General features: G+C 43.6%; 14 protein-coding genes and 1 pseudogene. 11 read left to right on the forward strand and 4 right to left on the reverse strand.

Annotated elements, in window-relative coordinates:
• Positions 1–239: 239 nt before the first annotated feature.
• The 5 genes and pseudogenes from glgB to VP97_RS07170 form a co-directional block, all read left to right on the forward strand.
• Positions 240–2,111, forward strand: a pseudogene (glgB, locus tag VP97_RS07150) (1,4-alpha-glucan branching protein GlgB); the annotation flags it as partial.
• A gap of 4 nt (positions 2,112–2,115) precedes the next feature.
• Positions 2,116–3,279 carry a glucose-1-phosphate adenylyltransferase gene (locus tag VP97_RS07155; protein WP_050181059.1) on the forward strand — a complete coding sequence of 388 codons (1,164 nt, stop codon included), beginning with the start codon at positions 2,116–2,118 and terminating at the stop codon, positions 3,277–3,279.
• Positions 3,279–4,289 (forward strand): GlgC family sugar phosphate nucleotidyltransferase, encoded by a 1,011-nt coding sequence (locus VP97_RS07160; protein WP_050181060.1) that lies wholly within the window; start codon positions 3,279–3,281, stop codon positions 4,287–4,289. Before VP97_RS07155 ends, VP97_RS07160 begins: the two co-directional genes overlap by 1 nt.
• On the forward strand, positions 4,286–5,737 hold the full coding sequence (glgA, locus tag VP97_RS07165) for a glycogen synthase GlgA (RefSeq protein WP_050181061.1): 1,452 nt from the start codon (positions 4,286–4,288) through the stop codon (positions 5,735–5,737). Before VP97_RS07160 ends, glgA begins: the two co-directional genes overlap by 4 nt.
• On the forward strand, positions 5,727–8,108 hold the full coding sequence (locus VP97_RS07170) for a glycogen/starch/alpha-glucan phosphorylase (RefSeq protein WP_050181062.1): 2,382 nt from the start codon (positions 5,727–5,729) through the stop codon (positions 8,106–8,108). Before glgA ends, VP97_RS07170 begins: the two co-directional genes overlap by 11 nt.
• 15 nt (positions 8,109–8,123) lie before the next feature.
• On the opposite strand, the gene VP97_RS07175 is transcribed toward VP97_RS07170, so the two are convergent.
• Both VP97_RS07175 and VP97_RS07180 read right to left on the reverse strand, forming a co-directional pair.
• Positions 8,124–8,651, reverse strand: coding sequence for a TraR/DksA C4-type zinc finger protein (locus tag VP97_RS07175; protein WP_050181063.1), 528 nt, complete (start codon positions 8,649–8,651; stop codon positions 8,124–8,126).
• Positions 8,652–8,728: 77 nt separating this feature from the next.
• Complete coding sequence (locus VP97_RS07180) at positions 8,729–9,646, reverse strand: 1,4-dihydroxy-2-naphthoate polyprenyltransferase (RefSeq protein ID WP_050181064.1); 918 nt, start codon at positions 9,644–9,646, stop codon at positions 8,729–8,731.
• A gap of 283 nt (positions 9,647–9,929) precedes the next feature.
• Between VP97_RS07180 and VP97_RS07185 the strand changes: the two genes are divergently transcribed.
• The 6 genes from VP97_RS07185 to menC are packed head-to-tail and all read left to right on the forward strand — an operon-like array spanning position 9,930 to position 17,200.
• On the forward strand, positions 9,930–11,318 hold the full coding sequence (locus VP97_RS07185; RefSeq protein WP_082220295.1) for an isochorismate synthase: 1,389 nt from the start codon (positions 9,930–9,932) through the stop codon (positions 11,316–11,318).
• On the forward strand, positions 11,311–13,014 hold the full coding sequence (menD, locus tag VP97_RS07190; protein WP_050181065.1) for a 2-succinyl-5-enolpyruvyl-6-hydroxy-3-cyclohexene-1-carboxylic-acid synthase: 1,704 nt from the start codon (positions 11,311–11,313) through the stop codon (positions 13,012–13,014). Before VP97_RS07185 ends, menD begins: the two co-directional genes overlap by 8 nt.
• On the forward strand, positions 13,011–13,805 hold the full coding sequence (menH, locus tag VP97_RS07195; RefSeq protein ID WP_050181066.1) for a 2-succinyl-6-hydroxy-2,4-cyclohexadiene-1-carboxylate synthase: 795 nt from the start codon (positions 13,011–13,013) through the stop codon (positions 13,803–13,805). The genes menD and menH overlap by 4 nt, the downstream gene beginning before the upstream one ends.
• Complete coding sequence (gene menB / locus VP97_RS07200) at positions 13,801–14,613, forward strand: 1,4-dihydroxy-2-naphthoyl-CoA synthase (protein ID WP_172656748.1); 813 nt, start codon at positions 13,801–13,803, stop codon at positions 14,611–14,613. Before menH ends, menB begins: the two co-directional genes overlap by 5 nt.
• A 57-nt stretch (positions 14,614–14,670) precedes the next feature.
• On the forward strand, positions 14,671–16,110 hold the full coding sequence (locus VP97_RS07205; RefSeq protein ID WP_156153447.1) for an o-succinylbenzoate--CoA ligase: 1,440 nt from the start codon (positions 14,671–14,673) through the stop codon (positions 16,108–16,110).
• Entirely contained in the window at positions 16,100–17,200 is a 1,101-nt protein-coding gene (menC, locus tag VP97_RS07210; protein WP_050181069.1) for an o-succinylbenzoate synthase, read from the forward strand. Before VP97_RS07205 ends, menC begins: the two co-directional genes overlap by 11 nt.
• On the opposite strand, the gene yidD is transcribed toward menC, so the two are convergent.
• Both yidD and ytzI read right to left on the reverse strand, forming a co-directional pair.
• A complete protein-coding gene (gene yidD / locus VP97_RS07215; RefSeq protein WP_050181070.1) occupies positions 17,197–17,439 on the reverse strand; it encodes a membrane protein insertion efficiency factor YidD in 243 nt (80 codons plus the stop codon). The two genes, menC and yidD, sit on opposite strands and share 4 nt — an antisense overlap.
• Positions 17,436–17,582: a YtzI protein gene (gene ytzI / locus VP97_RS07220; RefSeq protein WP_082220296.1), complete on the reverse strand. Its 147-nt coding sequence runs from the start codon at positions 17,580–17,582 to the stop codon at positions 17,436–17,438. The genes yidD and ytzI overlap by 4 nt, the downstream gene beginning before the upstream one ends.
• Between the last annotated feature and the right edge of the window lie 87 nt (positions 17,583–17,669).

Raw genomic sequence — 17,669 nt, forward strand, 5'->3', positions numbered from 1 at the left:
AAAAAAGCACCTGGAAGTTATTTTAACTTCCAGGTGCTTTTTTATTTGTAGAATTTTGGTGTAAGGATCTGTGTTATTTTTTAAAAAATAAGGGAAGATAATAAATAAATATTGAAATTAAAGAAGGGAAATTTGTTTTTTTAAAGAATACTAAACAATAATTCAATTATAAATACGGAATTATCCGCATTTTCCTCATTTTTACTTCACCAAGAATACATAAATAAAGGGTGTGGACCATGTCATTAGAAACTTTTTATCCAAGCGAGTTTGATCTCCATTTATTCCATGAGGGAAATTTTTTCAAAGCTTACAAACTATTTGGAGCACATGTCCAAGGTGAAAAAACGTTTTTTGCTTTATGGGCTCCAAATGCAAGAAAAGTTCGAGTGATTGGCGACTTCAACCACTGGAATGGGCTGAACCATGAAATGAAACAGGTTTCGGCAGAAGGTGTATGGTTTTTGGAAGTGCCACGCAACTTGGAAGGGGCATTGTATAAGTATGAAATTGTCGCCCAGAGTGGCAGAGTCATGCACAAAACTGACCCTTTCGCTTTTATGACAGAGCTTCGTCCAAATACAGCGGGGGTAATAAAAACGCTTGACCATTATACATGGCGTGATGAAGAATGGCTGCGTAGACTTGAAACGTCTCATGTTTATGAGGAACCTTTAGCTATTTATGAAATGCATTTAGGTACTTGGAAGAAAAAGGGGAAAGGAGAGAATGACCTTTACACTTATAGAGAATTGGCTGATATGCTAATTCCACATGTGAAGGAGCAGGGATTTACCCATATTGAGGTAATGCCGGTAACGGAACACCCCTTTGATCGGTCATGGGGATATCAAAGTACGGGATATTTTGCTGCTACACGGCGATATGGAGAACCAAAGGACTTTATGTATTTTGTCGATGAGTGCCATCGAGCAGGACTGGGCGTTATTATGGACTGGGTCCCTGGTCACTTTTGTAAAGATGCACATGGGTTGCACAATTTTGACGGAAACTTTAGCTATGAATACGAAAACAGCTGGGATCGTGAAAATTACGTATGGGGAACGGCCAACTTTGATTTAAGTAAAACAGAAGTACATAGTTTTTTAATTTCGAACGCTCTTTTTTGGATGGATTATTATCATATTGATGGATTCCGGGTAGATGCGGTATCAAATATTTTTTATTGGCCTAATCGAGATGGTTTAGAAGCAAATCCAAATGGTGTGTCATTTTTGCAAAAATTAAATAAAGCTGTTTTTTCTTTTAAACCGCAAGCTCTTATGATTGCAGAGGACTCCAGTGATTGGCCGCAGGTGACAGCTCCGGTACATCAAGGAGGCATAGGTTTTAATTACAAATGGAATATGGGCTGGATGAACGATGTGCTTGAATATATGGAGACGCATTGGAATGAGCGGTCACAAAAACATCACTTAATGACCTTTTCTCTTATGTATGCTTATTCAGAAAACTATATTTTGCCTTTTTCCCATGATGAAGTAGTGCACGGCAAAAAATCTCTTCTTGATAAAATGCCGGGTGACTATTGGCAAAAGTTTGCACAGCTGCGATTACTTCTTATGTTTATGATGGCTCACCCGGGTAAAAAGCTGTTGTTTATGGGAACAGAGCTTGCTCCTTTTTCCGAGTGGAAGGATTTGGAGGAAGTGGATTGGCATTTAACTGATTATGACATGCATCGCAGTTTCAACCGATATTTCAAAGAACTTCTCCAGTGCTATCAAGAAGAGTCAGCTCTATATGAACGTGATCACAGTCCAGAAGGTTTTGAATGGATTGACGTACACAACCATGAACAAAGTATTTTATCTTTTATACGCAAAGATAAAAGTGGAAATCCGGTTGTAATTGTGTGTAATTTTGGTGATTACGGGTACAGTGATTATAAAGTTGGGGTTCCGGAATCAGGTAAGTATGAGGAGATTTTAAACAGTGACCGCGCTTTGTATGGAGGTTCTAATCAAGTGAATAACGATGTACTTGAAACTGTATCGGATACGTTTCATGGACAGCCTGCTTTTGTAGAAATAAATGTACCGCCATTTGGCGCAGTTTATCTGCGCCACGTAGACGAAAAAGGGAGGAACTAACATGGCAAAACAAAAATGTGTAGCAATGCTTCTAGCTGGAGGAAAAGGAAGCCGTTTAAAAGAATTGACGGAGAACCTTGCAAAACCAGCGGTGCCATTTGGCGGCAAATATCGGATTATTGATTTTCCACTATCTAATTGTGCAAATTCAGGTATTCATACAGTCGGTGTCCTTACGCAGTATCAGCCGCTTGTGCTCAATTCATACATTGGAATTGGCAGTGCCTGGGACCTTGACCGTAAAAACGGTGGAGTGACCGTTCTTCCTCCATACAGCGAATCTTCTGAAGTAAAGTGGTACTCCGGAACGGCAAGTGCGATTTATCAAAATTTAAACTATATCAAGCAATATGACCCAGAATATGTCCTTATTTTATCGGGTGATCACATTTATAAAATGAATTATGATGCTATGCTCGATTATCACGTAGAAAAGCAGGCGGATGTAACCATTTCGGTTATTGAAGTCCCATGGGATGAAGCAAGCCGCTTTGGCATTATGAATACGGATACTGATTACAATGTGACGCGCTTTGATGAAAAACCTGAAAAGCCTGAGAGTAACTTGGCTTCTATGGGGATTTATATCTTTAAGTGGTCGATCCTTCAAAAGTATTTAGAGATGGATGAAAGCAATCCTGATTCATCCAACGATTTTGGAAAAGACGTTATTCCAGCAATGCTTGCGGATAATTTAAAGCTTATTGCTTATCCGTTTAAAGGCTATTGGAAAGATGTTGGAACAGTGAAAAGCTTGTGGGAAGCAAACATGGATCTGCTCGACGATGAACAGGATCTAAACTTGTTTGAATACTCATGGCGTATTTATTCGGTTAATCCAAATCAGCCGCCTCAAATCATCGGTTCTCAGGCAGAAGTCAAGCATTCACTTGTAAATGAAGGGTGTATTATTGATGGGGCGATTGAGCAGTCAGTCATGTTCCAGGGAGTAGAAGTAGAAGAAAAAGCGGTGCTGAAAGAGTGTGTTGTAATGCCAAATGCCCGGATCGGACGCGGTTCCTTTATTGAAAGGGCAATTGTCATGAGTGATTTGGAAATACCTGAAAATACAATTATCCGAAACAGTTCTAACGATATATTGCTTGTAACCGAACAATTCTTAGCGGAACATGTCGAACAACAAACGAAAGTGGAGGAAGCCTGATGAAAAAGTCGATGCTTGGTGTTATTGATGCAACAATGCTTCCAGGAGAAATGGGTGATCTTGCTCTGTACCGTTCTCCTGCAGCTATCCCTTTCGCAGGCCGATACCGGCTTATTGACTTTGTGCTATCCAATATGGTCAATTCAGGTGTTCAAAGTGTAGCAATCTTTCCTCGGTCGCCCTATCGATCGTTAATGGATCATTTAGGTTCAGGAAAAGATTGGGATTTGAACCGTAAGCGTGATGGCTTGTTTTTCTTTCCTTCTCCGACAAAAGAAGGGCAGCTGGATCGCATGTCGGAACATCTTGACTATTTTCACCGCAGCGACCAAAAATATGTCATCGTATCAAATTGCACTACGGTAGCAAATATGGACTTTGCTCCTGTGTTAGACCGATTTATAAAGCAAAACTGCGATATTTTAGAAATTACGCATAAAGGCGAACCAACTTATATTTACCTTCTTTCATTAGATCTTTTACTCCGTTTAATTGAGAACCGTCATGAAACAGGCTATGAATCCGTACAGGCAGCAATTGAAGACGAAGCCTCATCATTAACAAAATGTCATTACGAATTTGAAGGATTTTTAAAACGTATTAGAACAGTAGATGATTACTATCAGACGAGTATGCAGCTGCTTGAAAAAGACAAATGGAGTGAACTTTTTAATGAGTTCCAGCCGATTTACACAAAAGTAAAGGATGAACCACCAACCAATTATTTAGCAGGCTCCTATGTGACAAATGCGATGATTGCAAATGGCTGTATAATTAGTGGAGAAGTTAATCATAGTATTGTTTTCCGTGCTGTAACTATTGGAAAAAACACAACTATTAAAAACAGTATTATCATGCAGAAAAGCAAAATTGGTGAAAATTGTGTGCTTGAGCATGTGATTATTGATAAAGATGTATCAGTGGAAGATGGGGCTGTCTTGCGTGGAACGCCTGAAAAGCCGCTTCTTATTAAAAAAGGATCTGTTGAAAGTGCGGTGACAAGTTCGTGAAGGTTTTATTTGCTGTCTCGGAATGTGTACCATTTATTAAATCAGGGGGCCTCGCCGATGTGGCAGGGGCCCTTCCAAAAGAGTTAACCGAATTAGGTGCAGATGTACGAATAATTATGCCGAAATACGGAGCCATCCCTCAAAAGTATGAGCAAGAAATGAAACAAGTAGCTGTTTTTACAGTACCGGTTGGCTGGCGTAACCAATATTGTGGCATTTATGAATTAAAGCAGAATGGAGTTACTTATTATTTTATAGATAATTTGTATTATTTTAACAGAGATAGCTTGTATGGTCATTATGACGACGGGGAGCGTTTTTCTTATTTTACCCGGGCAGTTCTGGACGCATTAAGCCATCTAGACTTTTTCCCTGATGTTCTTCACTGCCATGACTGGCACACAGCTATGATCCCATTTATGCTCAAGGTTGAACATCAGCATCGCCCAGGATATGAGAGAATCCGCACAGTATTCACAATCCATAACTTAATGTTTCAGGGGATCTTTCCACCTCAAGCGGTGACGGATTTATTAAATCTACATAGCCAGCACTATCAAACAGGACAGCTTGAATTCAATGGCAGCACGAACTTCATGAAAGGCGCGCTTATTGCAGCAGATGCCATTACAACGGTTAGTCCGACCTACCGAAATGAAATTTTAAATTCCTATTTCGGAGAGCGGCTTGAAGGTGTTCTTCAAGAGCGTCAAGGTGATTTGATTGGGATTTTAAATGGAGTAGATTACTCTATATATAACCCGGAAACAAATAAAATGATCGAACCATATAATGTTGAAAATATGGACGGCAAAGCAGAAAATAAACGAAAGCTTCAAGAATTTTTCCATTTGCCGGTTCGGGAAGATGTTCCGGTTATCGGTCTCATTTCCCGTTTAACGGAGCAAAAAGGACTTTCACTTATCCGCCATGTGTTCCATGAGATCATTCAGGAAGATGTCCAGTTTATTTTACTTGGAAGCGGCGAAGCCCAATTTGAAAACTTTTTCCGTGAAATGGAATGGGCCTATCCGGAAAAAGTCCGCTCGTTTATTGGATTTAATGAAGAGCTGGCCCATCAAATTTACGCTGGATCAGATGTGTTTTTAATGCCTTCCCAGTTCGAACCATGCGGCTTGGGTCAATTAATTGCCATGAAATACGGCTCGCTTCCGCTTGTTCGTGAAACAGGCGGGTTAAACGATACGGTTCATTCCTACAATGAAGAAACAGGGGAAGGAAACGGATTTTCATTTAGCAATTTCAATGCACATGATATGCTGCATACAGTGAAAAGAGCCTTGCACATTTACCAGGAAGAGCCGGAAATTTGGGCGAAAATTGTTAAGCAGGCTATGCTGGCAGACTATAGCTGGTCACAATCTGCAAAAGAATATATGAAGCTCTATAAGGATGTATCCCACAGGAGGGAAAGCCATGTTTTCTGATAAACAAGCGTTTCAAGAATCATTTAAAAAACGCCTGGAGCAGTCCTATAGTATCAGCTTTCAAGATTCAACACGCGCGCAGCAGTTTGTGACGCTTAGCAGTATGATTCGTGAGTATATCAGCAGTGAGTGGATTGACACAAACGAGCGTTATCGAAAAAGCAATAAGCAGGTTTATTATTTATCCATTGAATTTTTACTTGGGCGCTTGCTCGGACAAAATTTAATTAATCTTGGTTTATATGAAAAGTTGGATGGGTGGCTGTCAGATTTAAATATTCCACTTCATGAGCTGGAAGAAATCGAGCCGGATGCCGCACTTGGAAACGGTGGACTGGGCCGGCTTGCCGCCTGCTTTTTGGACTCGCTTGCGTCTTTAAATTTACCAGGACACGGATGTGGGATTCGATATAAGCATGGTTTATTCGAACAAAAAATGGTTAATGGCTTTCAAATGGAACTGCCAGAAAACTGGCTAAGTTATGGTTATGTATGGGAAGTGCGAAAATCGGACTTGTCTGTTGATGTGCCGTTTTGGGGTACGGTCGACATGATTGAGCGCGATGGTGGAATGAAGTTTCGTCATGTAGATGCGGAATACGTTCGCGCTGTACCGCATGACATGCCGGTTGTTGGCTATAGCGGGGAAACAGTCAATACACTGCGACTATGGAGCGCAGAAATGTCTACAATGACACCTATGCACGACGTACTTAAATATAAACGGGAAACAGAAGCCATTTCTGAATTTTTATATCCGGACGATTCTAATGACGAAGGTAAGATTTTACGGTTGAAGCAGCAGTATTTTCTTGTATCTGCGAGTATCCGTTCTATTTTGCGCCGTTTTCTCAGCAATAGCGGTGAATTAAAAGAGCTTCATGAGCACGTAGCTATCCATATTAATGACACTCATCCCGTACTGGCTATACCAGAATTGATGCGTCTTTTACTTGATGAGTATCAGCTTTCATGGGAAGAGGCATGGCATATTACAGAAAAAACGTTTGCTTATACGAACCATACAACTTTGTCGGAAGCGCTGGAACGCTGGCCTATTCGTCTTTTTAAACCACTCCTGCCGCGAATTTTCATGATTGTGGAAGAAATTAATGAACGCTTCTGCAGAAGTTTGTGGGAAAAATATCCTGGTGATTGGGCAAGAATTGAAAAAATGGCGATTGTCGCGAATGGTGAAGTTCGCATGGCACATTTAGCGATTGCTGGCAGCCATAGTGTTAACGGTGTAGCCCGTCTCCATACAGAAATTTTAAAAAATCGTGAAATGAACGACTTTTACCAGTTTTATCCAAAGAAATTTAATAACAAAACAAATGGTATTACGCACCGTCGCTGGCTGTTAAAAGCCAATCCAGAACTCACATCGCTTTTAACAGAAACCATTGGTGATGGGTTCCATAAAAATGCGGCCGAACTGTCTAAGCTTGCGCCTTACGCTGATGACGCCGCATTCCAGGAAAAACTATGGGATGTTAAAATGAAGCGGAAAGAAATACTGGCTAAGCGTATTTTTGACCAAAACGGCATTCAAGTTGACCCTTCATCTATTTTTGATGTTCAGGTCAAGCGTCTTCATGCTTATAAGCGTCAGCTGTTAAATGTTCTTCATATTTTATCATTGTATAACCGGATAAAAGCAGATTCCTCTTATCAGCTTCCGCCGCGCACTTTTGTTTTTGGTGCAAAGGCATCGCCGGGCTACTTTTATGCGAAAAGAATTATTAAATTGATTCATTCTGTAGCTGATTTAGTCAACAATGATCCGGCAACGAAAGGGCTGCTTACGGTCGTCTTTATGGAAAACTACCGTGTATCCCTGGCGGAAGATATTATTCCAGCTGCCGATCTTAGTGAGCAAATATCCACAGCAAGCAAGGAAGCATCCGGTACTGGAAATATGAAATTCATGATGAATGGAGCCATTACGATCGGAACACTTGATGGAGCCAACGTTGAAATATTAGAACAAACTGGTCCTGAGAATATTCTTATTTTTGGCTTAAAAGCCGAAGAAGTAATGGCATATGACAGAGAAGGCGGCTACCGCTCGATGGATTATTATCATCACAATCCACTCATACGCCGGACGCTCGATCAACTCGTGGATGGAACACTTGATGATAAAGGTTTATTTAATATCATCTATGATTCGCTTTTGGGAGAAAATGATCAATATTTTGTGCTGAAGGATTTTGATTCATACTGCAAAACGCAAGAAGAAGCAGGTCGAATTTATACAAATGATCCTTCGCGATGGAGAAAAATGATGGTCCATAACATCAGTGGATCGGGCATTTTTTCTAGCGACCGAACGATTCAAGAATATGCTAAAGGTATTTGGCATATTTAAAAAAATCCAGCGGCATTATGTCGCTGGATTTTCGTTGTCTTCATCCCTGTCTGCTTTATATAGTTCACTATAATTATCTTTATCCTCCGCAAAGTCGGCAGGTGTTTCAGAAGTTCCATAGTTCGCTGCATCACTGAAGCTGTCGATGCCGTCATCAGGGTGCGGAATACGGTTTTCAGGCACACGATCCGTTTCTGGTGTTTGTTCCGGTGTATGGTCTACAGAATAAAGGGTAGTAGGAACCGCCTGTAAGCGTTCAAACGGAATTTCTTCACCGCTTTCTTTACAAATGCCGTAGGTTCCCTCTTCCATTGCCGCAAGGGCGGCATCCACTTTTTCCAGCTGGTCGCGGCCGTGGTCATCAATCGCCATATCACGCTCCTGTACATATAGCTCTGTGGCTATGTCAGCTGGATGATTATCATAAGAAGAAAGCTCGCCAACGTCCTGGCTGTCTTCGTCTCCATCAAGCCTTTTTGTCAGCTGCTCCTTTTGACGGAGGAGTTCTTGCTTCAATTCACTTAGTTGTTCTTTTGTCAGCATAGGTTGTCTCATCCTTTCATCTATATTCTATTCTATAGCCGTTTTACCATAGAAAAAAACCCGATTGTTTCATCGGGTTAAAAGAGGTAACTGATGCATAAACCAATAGCTAAAAGAAAACCGTAAAACGTGTTAGTCTGAGCAGTTGCTTTCATGGCTGGCATCATCTCAAATGGAGGCGCTTCTCCTTTCCCTTTAAAGCCACGTATTGCTTTTAACGCTTTTGGTATACTTAAATAGGAAAGAAATAGCCAAAAAGAACCTGTGTCTGTAAATAGTAAAATAACGACCCACAAAAAGGCGATGAAAAAAGATGCAGCAAGAACAAAGACGGAGCGGTCATGGCCGATTAAAATGGCCATTGTTTTACGGCCGGCTTCCCTGTCACCTACACGATCACGAATATTGTTAGATAAGTTAATGCTGCCGACAAGCAATATAATAGGAATGGAAAATAATATAGCTGTTTTAGACAAGAAGCCTGTTTGAATAAAAAAGGAAATATAAATAATGATGCCGCCCATGAAAAATCCTGATGCTGCTTCACCGAATGGTGTGTAAGCAATCGGAAGGGGACCGCCTGTATAAAGGTAACCGACTGCCATGCAAACGACGCCAATTAAGCCAACCCACCATGAAGAGGCGATACAAATGTAAAGGCCGAGCAGCAGCGCAATGCCAAAAAAAGCAAAAGCCATGTAAAGAACTGTTTTTGGTTTAACACCATTGCGGACAATAGCGCCTCCGATGCCGATAGATTTTTCTGTATCAAGGCCACGCTTAAAGTCAAAGTATTCGTTGAACATATTTGTTGCCGCCTGAATAAGCAGAGAGGCAATCAACATAGCTAAAAACAACGGAATATGCAGATCTGTATGGGCAATGGCCAGTGCTGTTCCAAGAAAAACAGGAACAAACGCAGCTGTTAACGTATGTGGCCGCATAAGCTGCCACCATATTTGAAAGCCAGTGTCAGCTGAAGGGGTTTGATTCATTTTTCTTCTCTCCCATTTATCATTGTGAACAATTAAACAAAACGTCCTTCATCAAGTGTAGAAAACGGAATCAAAAGTGTCAATCCTTTTTCACAAGTATACGAGCACAGAATGTTTTCGGAAAAATCGAACATCGTTTTTAAGAAATGAAAATGTCGCACAAGTGGTATATAATAAGAAAGAAGCGTAAACAGCGCGGCTGTGCCGCAATGTCTTAGTGCCCCCAGGGGCCATAAGAAGTTTGACCCCATGTGGTCGGCACAATGGAGGGATTTCATTGGCTATGATAAAGGGGCATCCGCTCAAAGGAGCCTTTGTTGATTTTATAAAAGAAATAAACGGTTCAACCTTATTCAGTTATGTAGAAAAAGTAGAAAAAGGGGACCCAATCTGCTTTTACGAAAACGGAAAAGAGTGGTATAAGGGCGAACGGTTTTATTTTAAAGACCGGGATGGTGAAAGAACCATTGCAGGGCTTGGCAGCGTACAGACGATCCAAAGCAGCAAAGCCGAGCGGTTTGAGGATGTGGAGAAGCAGTGGGATCGGCTAATGGAGCGTGCCTCTATACACAATCCATACGATATTTACGGGACAGGTCCCGTTGCTTTTGGCGGTTTTTCATTTGATCCGCTTCATCCACAAGGAGAAGAATGGTCCCGCTTTGCACCGTCTTTTTTTTATGTACCGGAGTTGATGATGACAGTTTATGGCGGTGAAACGTATATAACAGTCAATATGATGTGTGAGGACGCGGAATCAGGCCGGCTATTTGATCAGATCGAGGAGCGTAAACAAGCTATTTTATCGGATTTGAAGCGTCCATCCCAAAAAGAAGCGGTACTAATGGAATTGCGTGCTGGTAATACGGAAGCCTGGAAGAAGTCTGTTCAGGCAGCTGTTCATCAAATCGAAGAAGATGATGAACTGAAAAAAGTAGTACTAGCCCGCAAGGCAACAGCTGCTTTTGACGGTACCATTTCATCTGACCGTATTCTTTGTCGTTTAAATGAAGGTCAGCCGGACAGCTTTATTTTTTCTATTGAAGCGATGGACAGCTGCTTTTTAGGCGCTTCGCCAGAGCGGCTTGTTAAAAAACGGGGACAAACTGTTTTAACGACATGTCTCGCTGGTTCAACGGCACGGGGTGCAACCATGGAAGAGGACAAAGAATTAGCTGAAGCACTGCTTCATGACAGTAAAAATCGTATGGAGCATGACTATGTAGTACAGATGATCCAGGAAGAAATGCAATCTATGTGCCAATACGTAACGGTGCCTGATGCACCTGTTGTGATGAAAGTAAGAGATATTCAGCATTTGTATACACCAGTTGTGGGGGAAGCAGACAAAAATGAATCAATATTGCGGTTTGTTCAAACGCTTCATCCTACTCCTGCACTTGGCGGACTTCCGAGTGACAAAGCGCTTAAAGTAATCCGTGACCTGGAAGAAATGGATCGCGGTTTTTATGCAGCACCGGTTGGCTGGATGGACTATCGGAAAAATGGAGAGTTTGCAGTCGCCATTCGCTCTGGCTTAATCGTACAAAACGAAGCATTTTTATATGCAGGCTGCGGAGTAGTACCGGAGTCCATTGCGGAGACGGAGCTTGAGGAAACAAATATGAAGCTGCGGCCGATGCTGCGGGCGATCGGAGGCGGCAATGAGTAATCATCAAGATAATCTGACAAAATATAATGCACATTTTATTGATAGCTTAGTTCGTTCAGGAATAAGGGAAGCAGTCATCAGCCCCGGTTCCCGTTCGACACCAATGGCTTTACTAATGGAAGAGCATCCCCGGCTGCGCACCTTTATTCAAGTAGATGAGCGGTCGGCGGGCTTTTTTGCGCTCGGATTGGCAAAAGCTACACAAAATCCGGTAGCACTTCTCTGCACGTCAGGAACTGCGGCAGCGAATTACATGCCGGCAGTAGCGGAAGCAAAAATATCACGCGTTCCGCTCATTGTGCTGACGTCAGACCGTCCCCCGGAGCTCCGTGACGTTGGTGCGCCGCAGACGATTGACCAGCTTCACCTGTACGGGCACACAGCTAAATGGTTTGCCGAAATGGCGCTTCCAGAAGCGGAAGCCTCTGCTTTACAATATGTTCGTACTCAAGGGGCCCGGGCTGTTTTTGAATCGCTGGCTGTACCGGCTGGACCTGTTCATTTAAATTTTCCTTATCGCGAACCACTTGTGCCGGATTACGATGGTGTTTTTGAAAGAATGGAGATCCCTGCTCCCGTTCGGCTTATTTCCGGCAGAAAAGTTCCGGATCCTATTATGATGGATGACTTATCAAAAGCACTTGCGGTGGAAAAAGGGCTGATTGTAGCGGGAGAGATTGTTAAGCCGCACATGGCAGAAGCCATTCTCTCATTATCCGAAAAAACGGGCTGGCCGATTGTGGCTGATCCACTTTCGCAGCTTCGTAAGGACGAACGGTCGATCGACAGCTATGACGCTTTTTTGAGAGATGACGAGATCAAGGACGTATTAAAGCCAGAAGCGATTGTTCGGTTTGGTGCGCTGCCAGTATCAAAATCACTTATGCAATTTATGAAACGTCATCAGGGTGCTGTGCATGTGATTGTCGATGCGGACGGCGGCTGGCGTGATCCTTCCCATATTGCCACACATATGGTGAACGTAGATGAAACCGCTTTTTGCCGTGAAATGGTACAGCGGCTCGAAGGAAGCAGTTCTTCATGGTATACGCTATGGCAGAATGTCAATAAAGCTGCCCGCTCTGAAATGAAAAAAGCAGAAGGTATGGATGAAGGCGCACTATTTCGGGAGTTTTTACAAGCTGTGCCGGACGGGTCTTCTGTTTTTGCAGGTAACAGTATGCCTATTCGAGATTTGGATTCATTTTTGTTTTCAGGTGAACAAGCTCATCGCTTACATGGAAATCGAGGCGCAAATGGCATTGATGGTCTCGTTTCCACCGCATTGGGCATTGCGGCCAGCGGGGAGGACGTATATGCCGTTATGGGGGATTTATCGTTTTTTCACGATGTAAATGGTTTGCTGGCTGCAAAAGTAAATGGCTTGTCCATGACGATTCTTATTATGAACAACAATGGTGGAGGCATTTTTTCTTATTTACCGCAGGCAGAAGAGAAAAAGCATTTTGAGCGATTATTCGGTACGCCGTCTGGCTTGAAATTCAACCATGCTGCCGAGCTTTATGGCTGCCATTATGTGCGAATTGAGAGCAGCGGTCAGTTGAAAAGGGAGCTGGCCGCCAACCGGGACGGGATTACGATTTTAGAAGCTTTTACAGATCGGGCCGAAAACACGGCGGTTCACCGGAAATTATGGAAAAAGGCTATTGAAGCAGCAAAACAGGTGATTCAATGACGTTTTTTTATCAAATAAAAGGTGAAGGAGAACCTGTTTTGCTGCTGCATGGTTTTACAGGAAGTTCCTTTACGTGGAAAGGGCTGGATGAGCACCTTCCCTTTCAGCTTGTGACGCCTGATCTTGCCGGACACGGACAAACGAGCCGTTTAGCAGCGGATTTGGAAACGGAGGCTGGATTCCTTAAAAAGATGATGAGTGACGCCGGTTTTTCTTCTTTTCACCTTGTCGGATATTCAATGGGCGGCCGCCTCGCTTTGGCTCTGGCGCTTCTTTACCCGGAAGCGGTCCGGTCTTTGGTGCTGGAAAGCACTTCACCGGGACTCGAGAATGAAGAAGAGCGTGCAGCAAGGCGGCAATCAGATGAAAAACTGGCTCAGCAAATTGAACAGGAAGGCGTCGCCTCATTCGTTAATTTTTGGGAAAGCATTCCGATGTTTGCTTCGCAAAAGGAACTTCCGATGGCTGTTCAGCAAGAGGTGCGCAAAGAACGTCTGGCCCAGTCAGCAAGAGGGCTGGCATCCTCGCTTCGATCAATGGGAACCGGCAGCCAGCTTTCGTATTGGCAGCAGCTCCAAAACTTAACCATGCCGGTTTTACTACTGACAGGAACACGTGATGAAAAGTTCACACATATCGCCCGTCGGATGAGTGAGTGTGTTCCATTTTGTGAGTGGATTCAATTTGATGGAGCAGGTCATGCAATTCATGTGGAGCAGCGCGAAAAATTTGGTACAATAGTAAAGACGTTTTTGTTGAATCAAAAAGGAGGACAACAAAGTGGCAATTAATTGGGTAAAAGAACGCGAGTACGAAGACATTAAGTATGAAACGTATAATGGCATCGCCAAAGTGACGATCAACCGTCCTGAAGTACATAATGCATTTCGTCCGAAAACGGTCATGGAAATGATCGATGCATTTGCCTATGCGCGTGACGATTCTAAAATTGGCGTTATCATTTTAGCTGGTGAAGGCGGGAAAGCATTTTGCTCCGGCGGCGACCAGAAAGTACGCGGTCATGGCGGCTACGTAGGAGATGACCAGATTCCACGCTTAAACGTGCTTGACTTACAGCGTTTGATCCGTGTGATTCCGAAGCCGGTAATCGCAATGGTAGCAGGTTATGCCATTGGCGGCGGCCACGTGCTTCACGTTGTATGTGATTTAACCATTGCAGCAGACAATGCTGTATTCGGACAAACAGGACCGAAAGTCGGCTCATTTGACGCTGGTTACGGTTCAGGCTACCTGGCACGCATCGTCGGCCACAAAAAAGCGCGTGAGATTTGGTTCCTTTGCCGTCAGTATAATGCACAGGAAGCATTGGACATGGGTCTTGTAAACACGGTCGTGCCACTTGAAAAATTAGAAGAAGAAACGGTGCAGTGGGCAGAGGAAATGCTTGAGAAAAGCCCGACAGCGCTTCGCTTTATCAAAGCGGCTATGAACGCGGATACAGATGGTCTTGCAGGCTTGCAGCAATTTGCAGGTGATGCAACGCTTCTTTACTACACAACGGATGAAGCAAAAGAAGGACGCGATTCATTCAAAGAAAAACGTGATCCGGACTTTGGCCAGTTCCCAAGATTCCCGTAACAAAATCGAAAGAGTGTCCTATCCCGGACACTCTTTTTTTGAATGGAAAGGATGATGATAATGAACATGCCAAACTGGCTTCAGCAGCGCGCTTTTTTAACGCCTGAGCGAACGGCTCTCGTTTTTTATGATGAAATGTGGACCTTTTCACAGTTGTTTGATAAAGCATCCGTGCTGGCAGATGGATTGGAGGCAGCGGGAATAAAAAAAGGCGACTATTGCGGTGTGCTGGCAGGAAATCGCCCGGAAACGGTTTTTCTCATCCATGCTCTTCAGCAGATCGGTGCTGCAGCCGTAATGCTAAACAGCCGGCTGGCCGCAGAGGAACTGGCCTGGCAGCTTCAAGATGCCGATGCTGTGTGTCTGCTGTATGACGGGGAGCATACGAATAAAGCTCATTCTGTGACAGATATACGTTCCTTTTGTTTTACCTCATTCGAGAAAGCAGCGAAAGAAAACAAGCGTGAAAGGTTTGCTTTAGAAGAGATTTGCTCGCTTATGTATACATCCGGTACAACGGGACGGCCAAAGGGTGTTAAACAGACGTATGGCAATCATTATGCCAGTGCGACGGCTTCAGCCCTAAATCTTGGTCTTCACTCGGACGATGCCTGGCTTTGCGCGGTGCCTCTGTTTCACATTTCGGGTTATTCTATTTTAATGAAAAGCGTATTGTATGGGATGGAAGTGTGCCTCGTCGAAAAATTTGATCCAAATTATATAAACGGATTGTTACAGGAAGGGCGGGTGACCATGATTTCCGTTGTCACGGCGATGCTTTCTTCCATGCTGCATAAGTTCGAGGGAACGTATCACGACCGGCTCCGCTGTGTTCTTCTTGGCGGCGGCCCTGCTCCTCTTTCCATATTGGAGACGTGCCGGGCAAAAGGGATTCCTGTTTACCAAACGTATGGCATGACCGAGACTTCCTCTCAAATTGTGACGCTCGCACCAGAAGATGCTTTCCGGAAAATCGGTTCCGCCGGCAAACCATTGTTTCCATGCGCGATCCGTATTGATGGAAAAGACGAGGGAGAAATTTGGGTGAGCGGCCCCAACGTGACGCCAGGTTACTTAAACCGTCCGGACATGAACAAGGAGGCTTTTCAAAACGGATGGTTTCGGACAGGAGATATCGGCCGGCTCGATGAAGAGGGGTTTTTATATGTGCTGGACCGTCGCTCAGATTTAATTATTTCCGGTGGTGAAAATGTTTACCCGGCTGAAATTGAATCTGTGCTCACCGGGCATCCAGCCATTTTAGAATCAGGTGTAACCGGTGTACCGGATGAGAGGTGGGGAAGTGTACCTGCTGCTTTTTATGTGAGTCAATCTCCGGTCTCTAAAGAGGAGCTGATTCGTTTCTGTCAAGAAAAGCTCGCTCGCTTTAAAGTGCCGGCTTACTTTATCGAAACAGAAGCCTTACCGAGAAACGCTTCGAACAAACTGCTCCGGCGGGAACTTTCCCGGCAATGGAGTGAACATTATGGAAATTAAGCGCCTTACGATGCATGTAGTTGAAATGCCCTTAAAAGCACCGTTTTACACACATTTAGAAACCGTTACGAGGCGAGAAGCGATTTTGATTGAAGTAGAAGATACCTCAGGCCGAGTTGGCTGGGGAGAAGCCTCCGCTTTTTCAACGCCCTGGTACACAGAAGAAACGGTGGCAACAGAGTGGCACACCATTAAAGATATACTTTTTCCACTAGTAAAGAAATATCCGATTCATCATCCAAGTGACGTCTCGACTCTTTTTAAAGCTGTAAGAGGCAATCAGATGGCAAAAGCGGGGGTAGAATCAGCTCTGTGGGACCTGTATGCCAAAAGAATGGAGCAGCCGCTTTTTGAAGTGCTCGGCGGAACACGCGCATCGATCTCTGTCGGAGCCGTTGCCTCCGGCCAAACAACTGATGAAATGCTGGAACGTATACAATCTCACGTTGAAAATGGCTATGGACGGATAAAAATAAAAATCAGCCGTGGTCACGATTTCAAAGTATTAGAAGCGATTCGGCAGGCATATCCGCACATTTCTCTCATGGCTGATGCCAATTCAGCTTACACGATCGAGGATATTACCCATTTAAAAGCGCTCGACGCATATAAACTCATGATGATTGAACAGCCATTTGAAGCAGAGGATATGTGGGATCATAGGAAGCTGCAAGGGGAGATCGAGACAGCTGTTTGTTTGGACGAAAGCATCCGATCTCTTCATGATACAAGATGTGCAGTAGAGATGAAGGCATGTCAGGTGATCAATTTAAAATACAGCCGGGTGGGAGGTATAACGGAAGCAAAGCGAATTCATGATTACTGCCGCATGAAAAGGATAGATCTTTGGGCGGGGGGAATGATTGAATTTGGCATTTCTCGCGCGCATAATGCAGCGCTTGCTTCGCTTCCGGGCTTTACAATGCCAGGAGACATTGTTTCCACTGACTATTACTGGGAGGAAGACTTTATTGAGCCCGGCATTTTTGTTCAAAACGGCCGGATTCACCTGTCGAAGAAACCAGGCATTGGCTTCGAAGTCAACCGAGAGAGGATAGAAAGGAAGCGCAAAGCGGTTCATTCTGCTTAATTCCTTTCTTTTTTCCTCGGCGGCCACTTTTCGGGCACATAATCTACACCGCCGGGATGAAATGGATGACATTTTAAAACACGAATAATTGCAAGTAGTCCGCCTTTTAAGGCACCATGCTTTTGAACCGCTTCATAGCCATAATGGGAACAAGTTGGGTAAAAACGGCAGGAAGGCGGCTTAAGTGGCGAAAGCACCTTTTGATAGAAACGAATGAAAAGCAGAAACAGTTCTTTCATTTATCATCACGCATTTTATGAATAGGGCTTTCCTGCGGCGGATCGATCGTATGCTTGTAGCTGTATCCTTTAGAAATCGTGAATATTGAAAGAGCAAGCACAGCGAGTACAACGATAATAGAAACAATAATGACAATCATCATAATAGACAAAAAAACCCCTCCTTTTTACCATAGTGTACCACGTTTTTGTTTAGTTCTGAATCAGAGTGGTATACTAAAAGGGCCGAG

This window comes from Domibacillus robiginosus (assembly GCF_000966195.1).
Lineage (GTDB): Bacteria > Bacillota > Bacilli > Bacillales > Domibacillaceae > Domibacillus > Domibacillus robiginosus.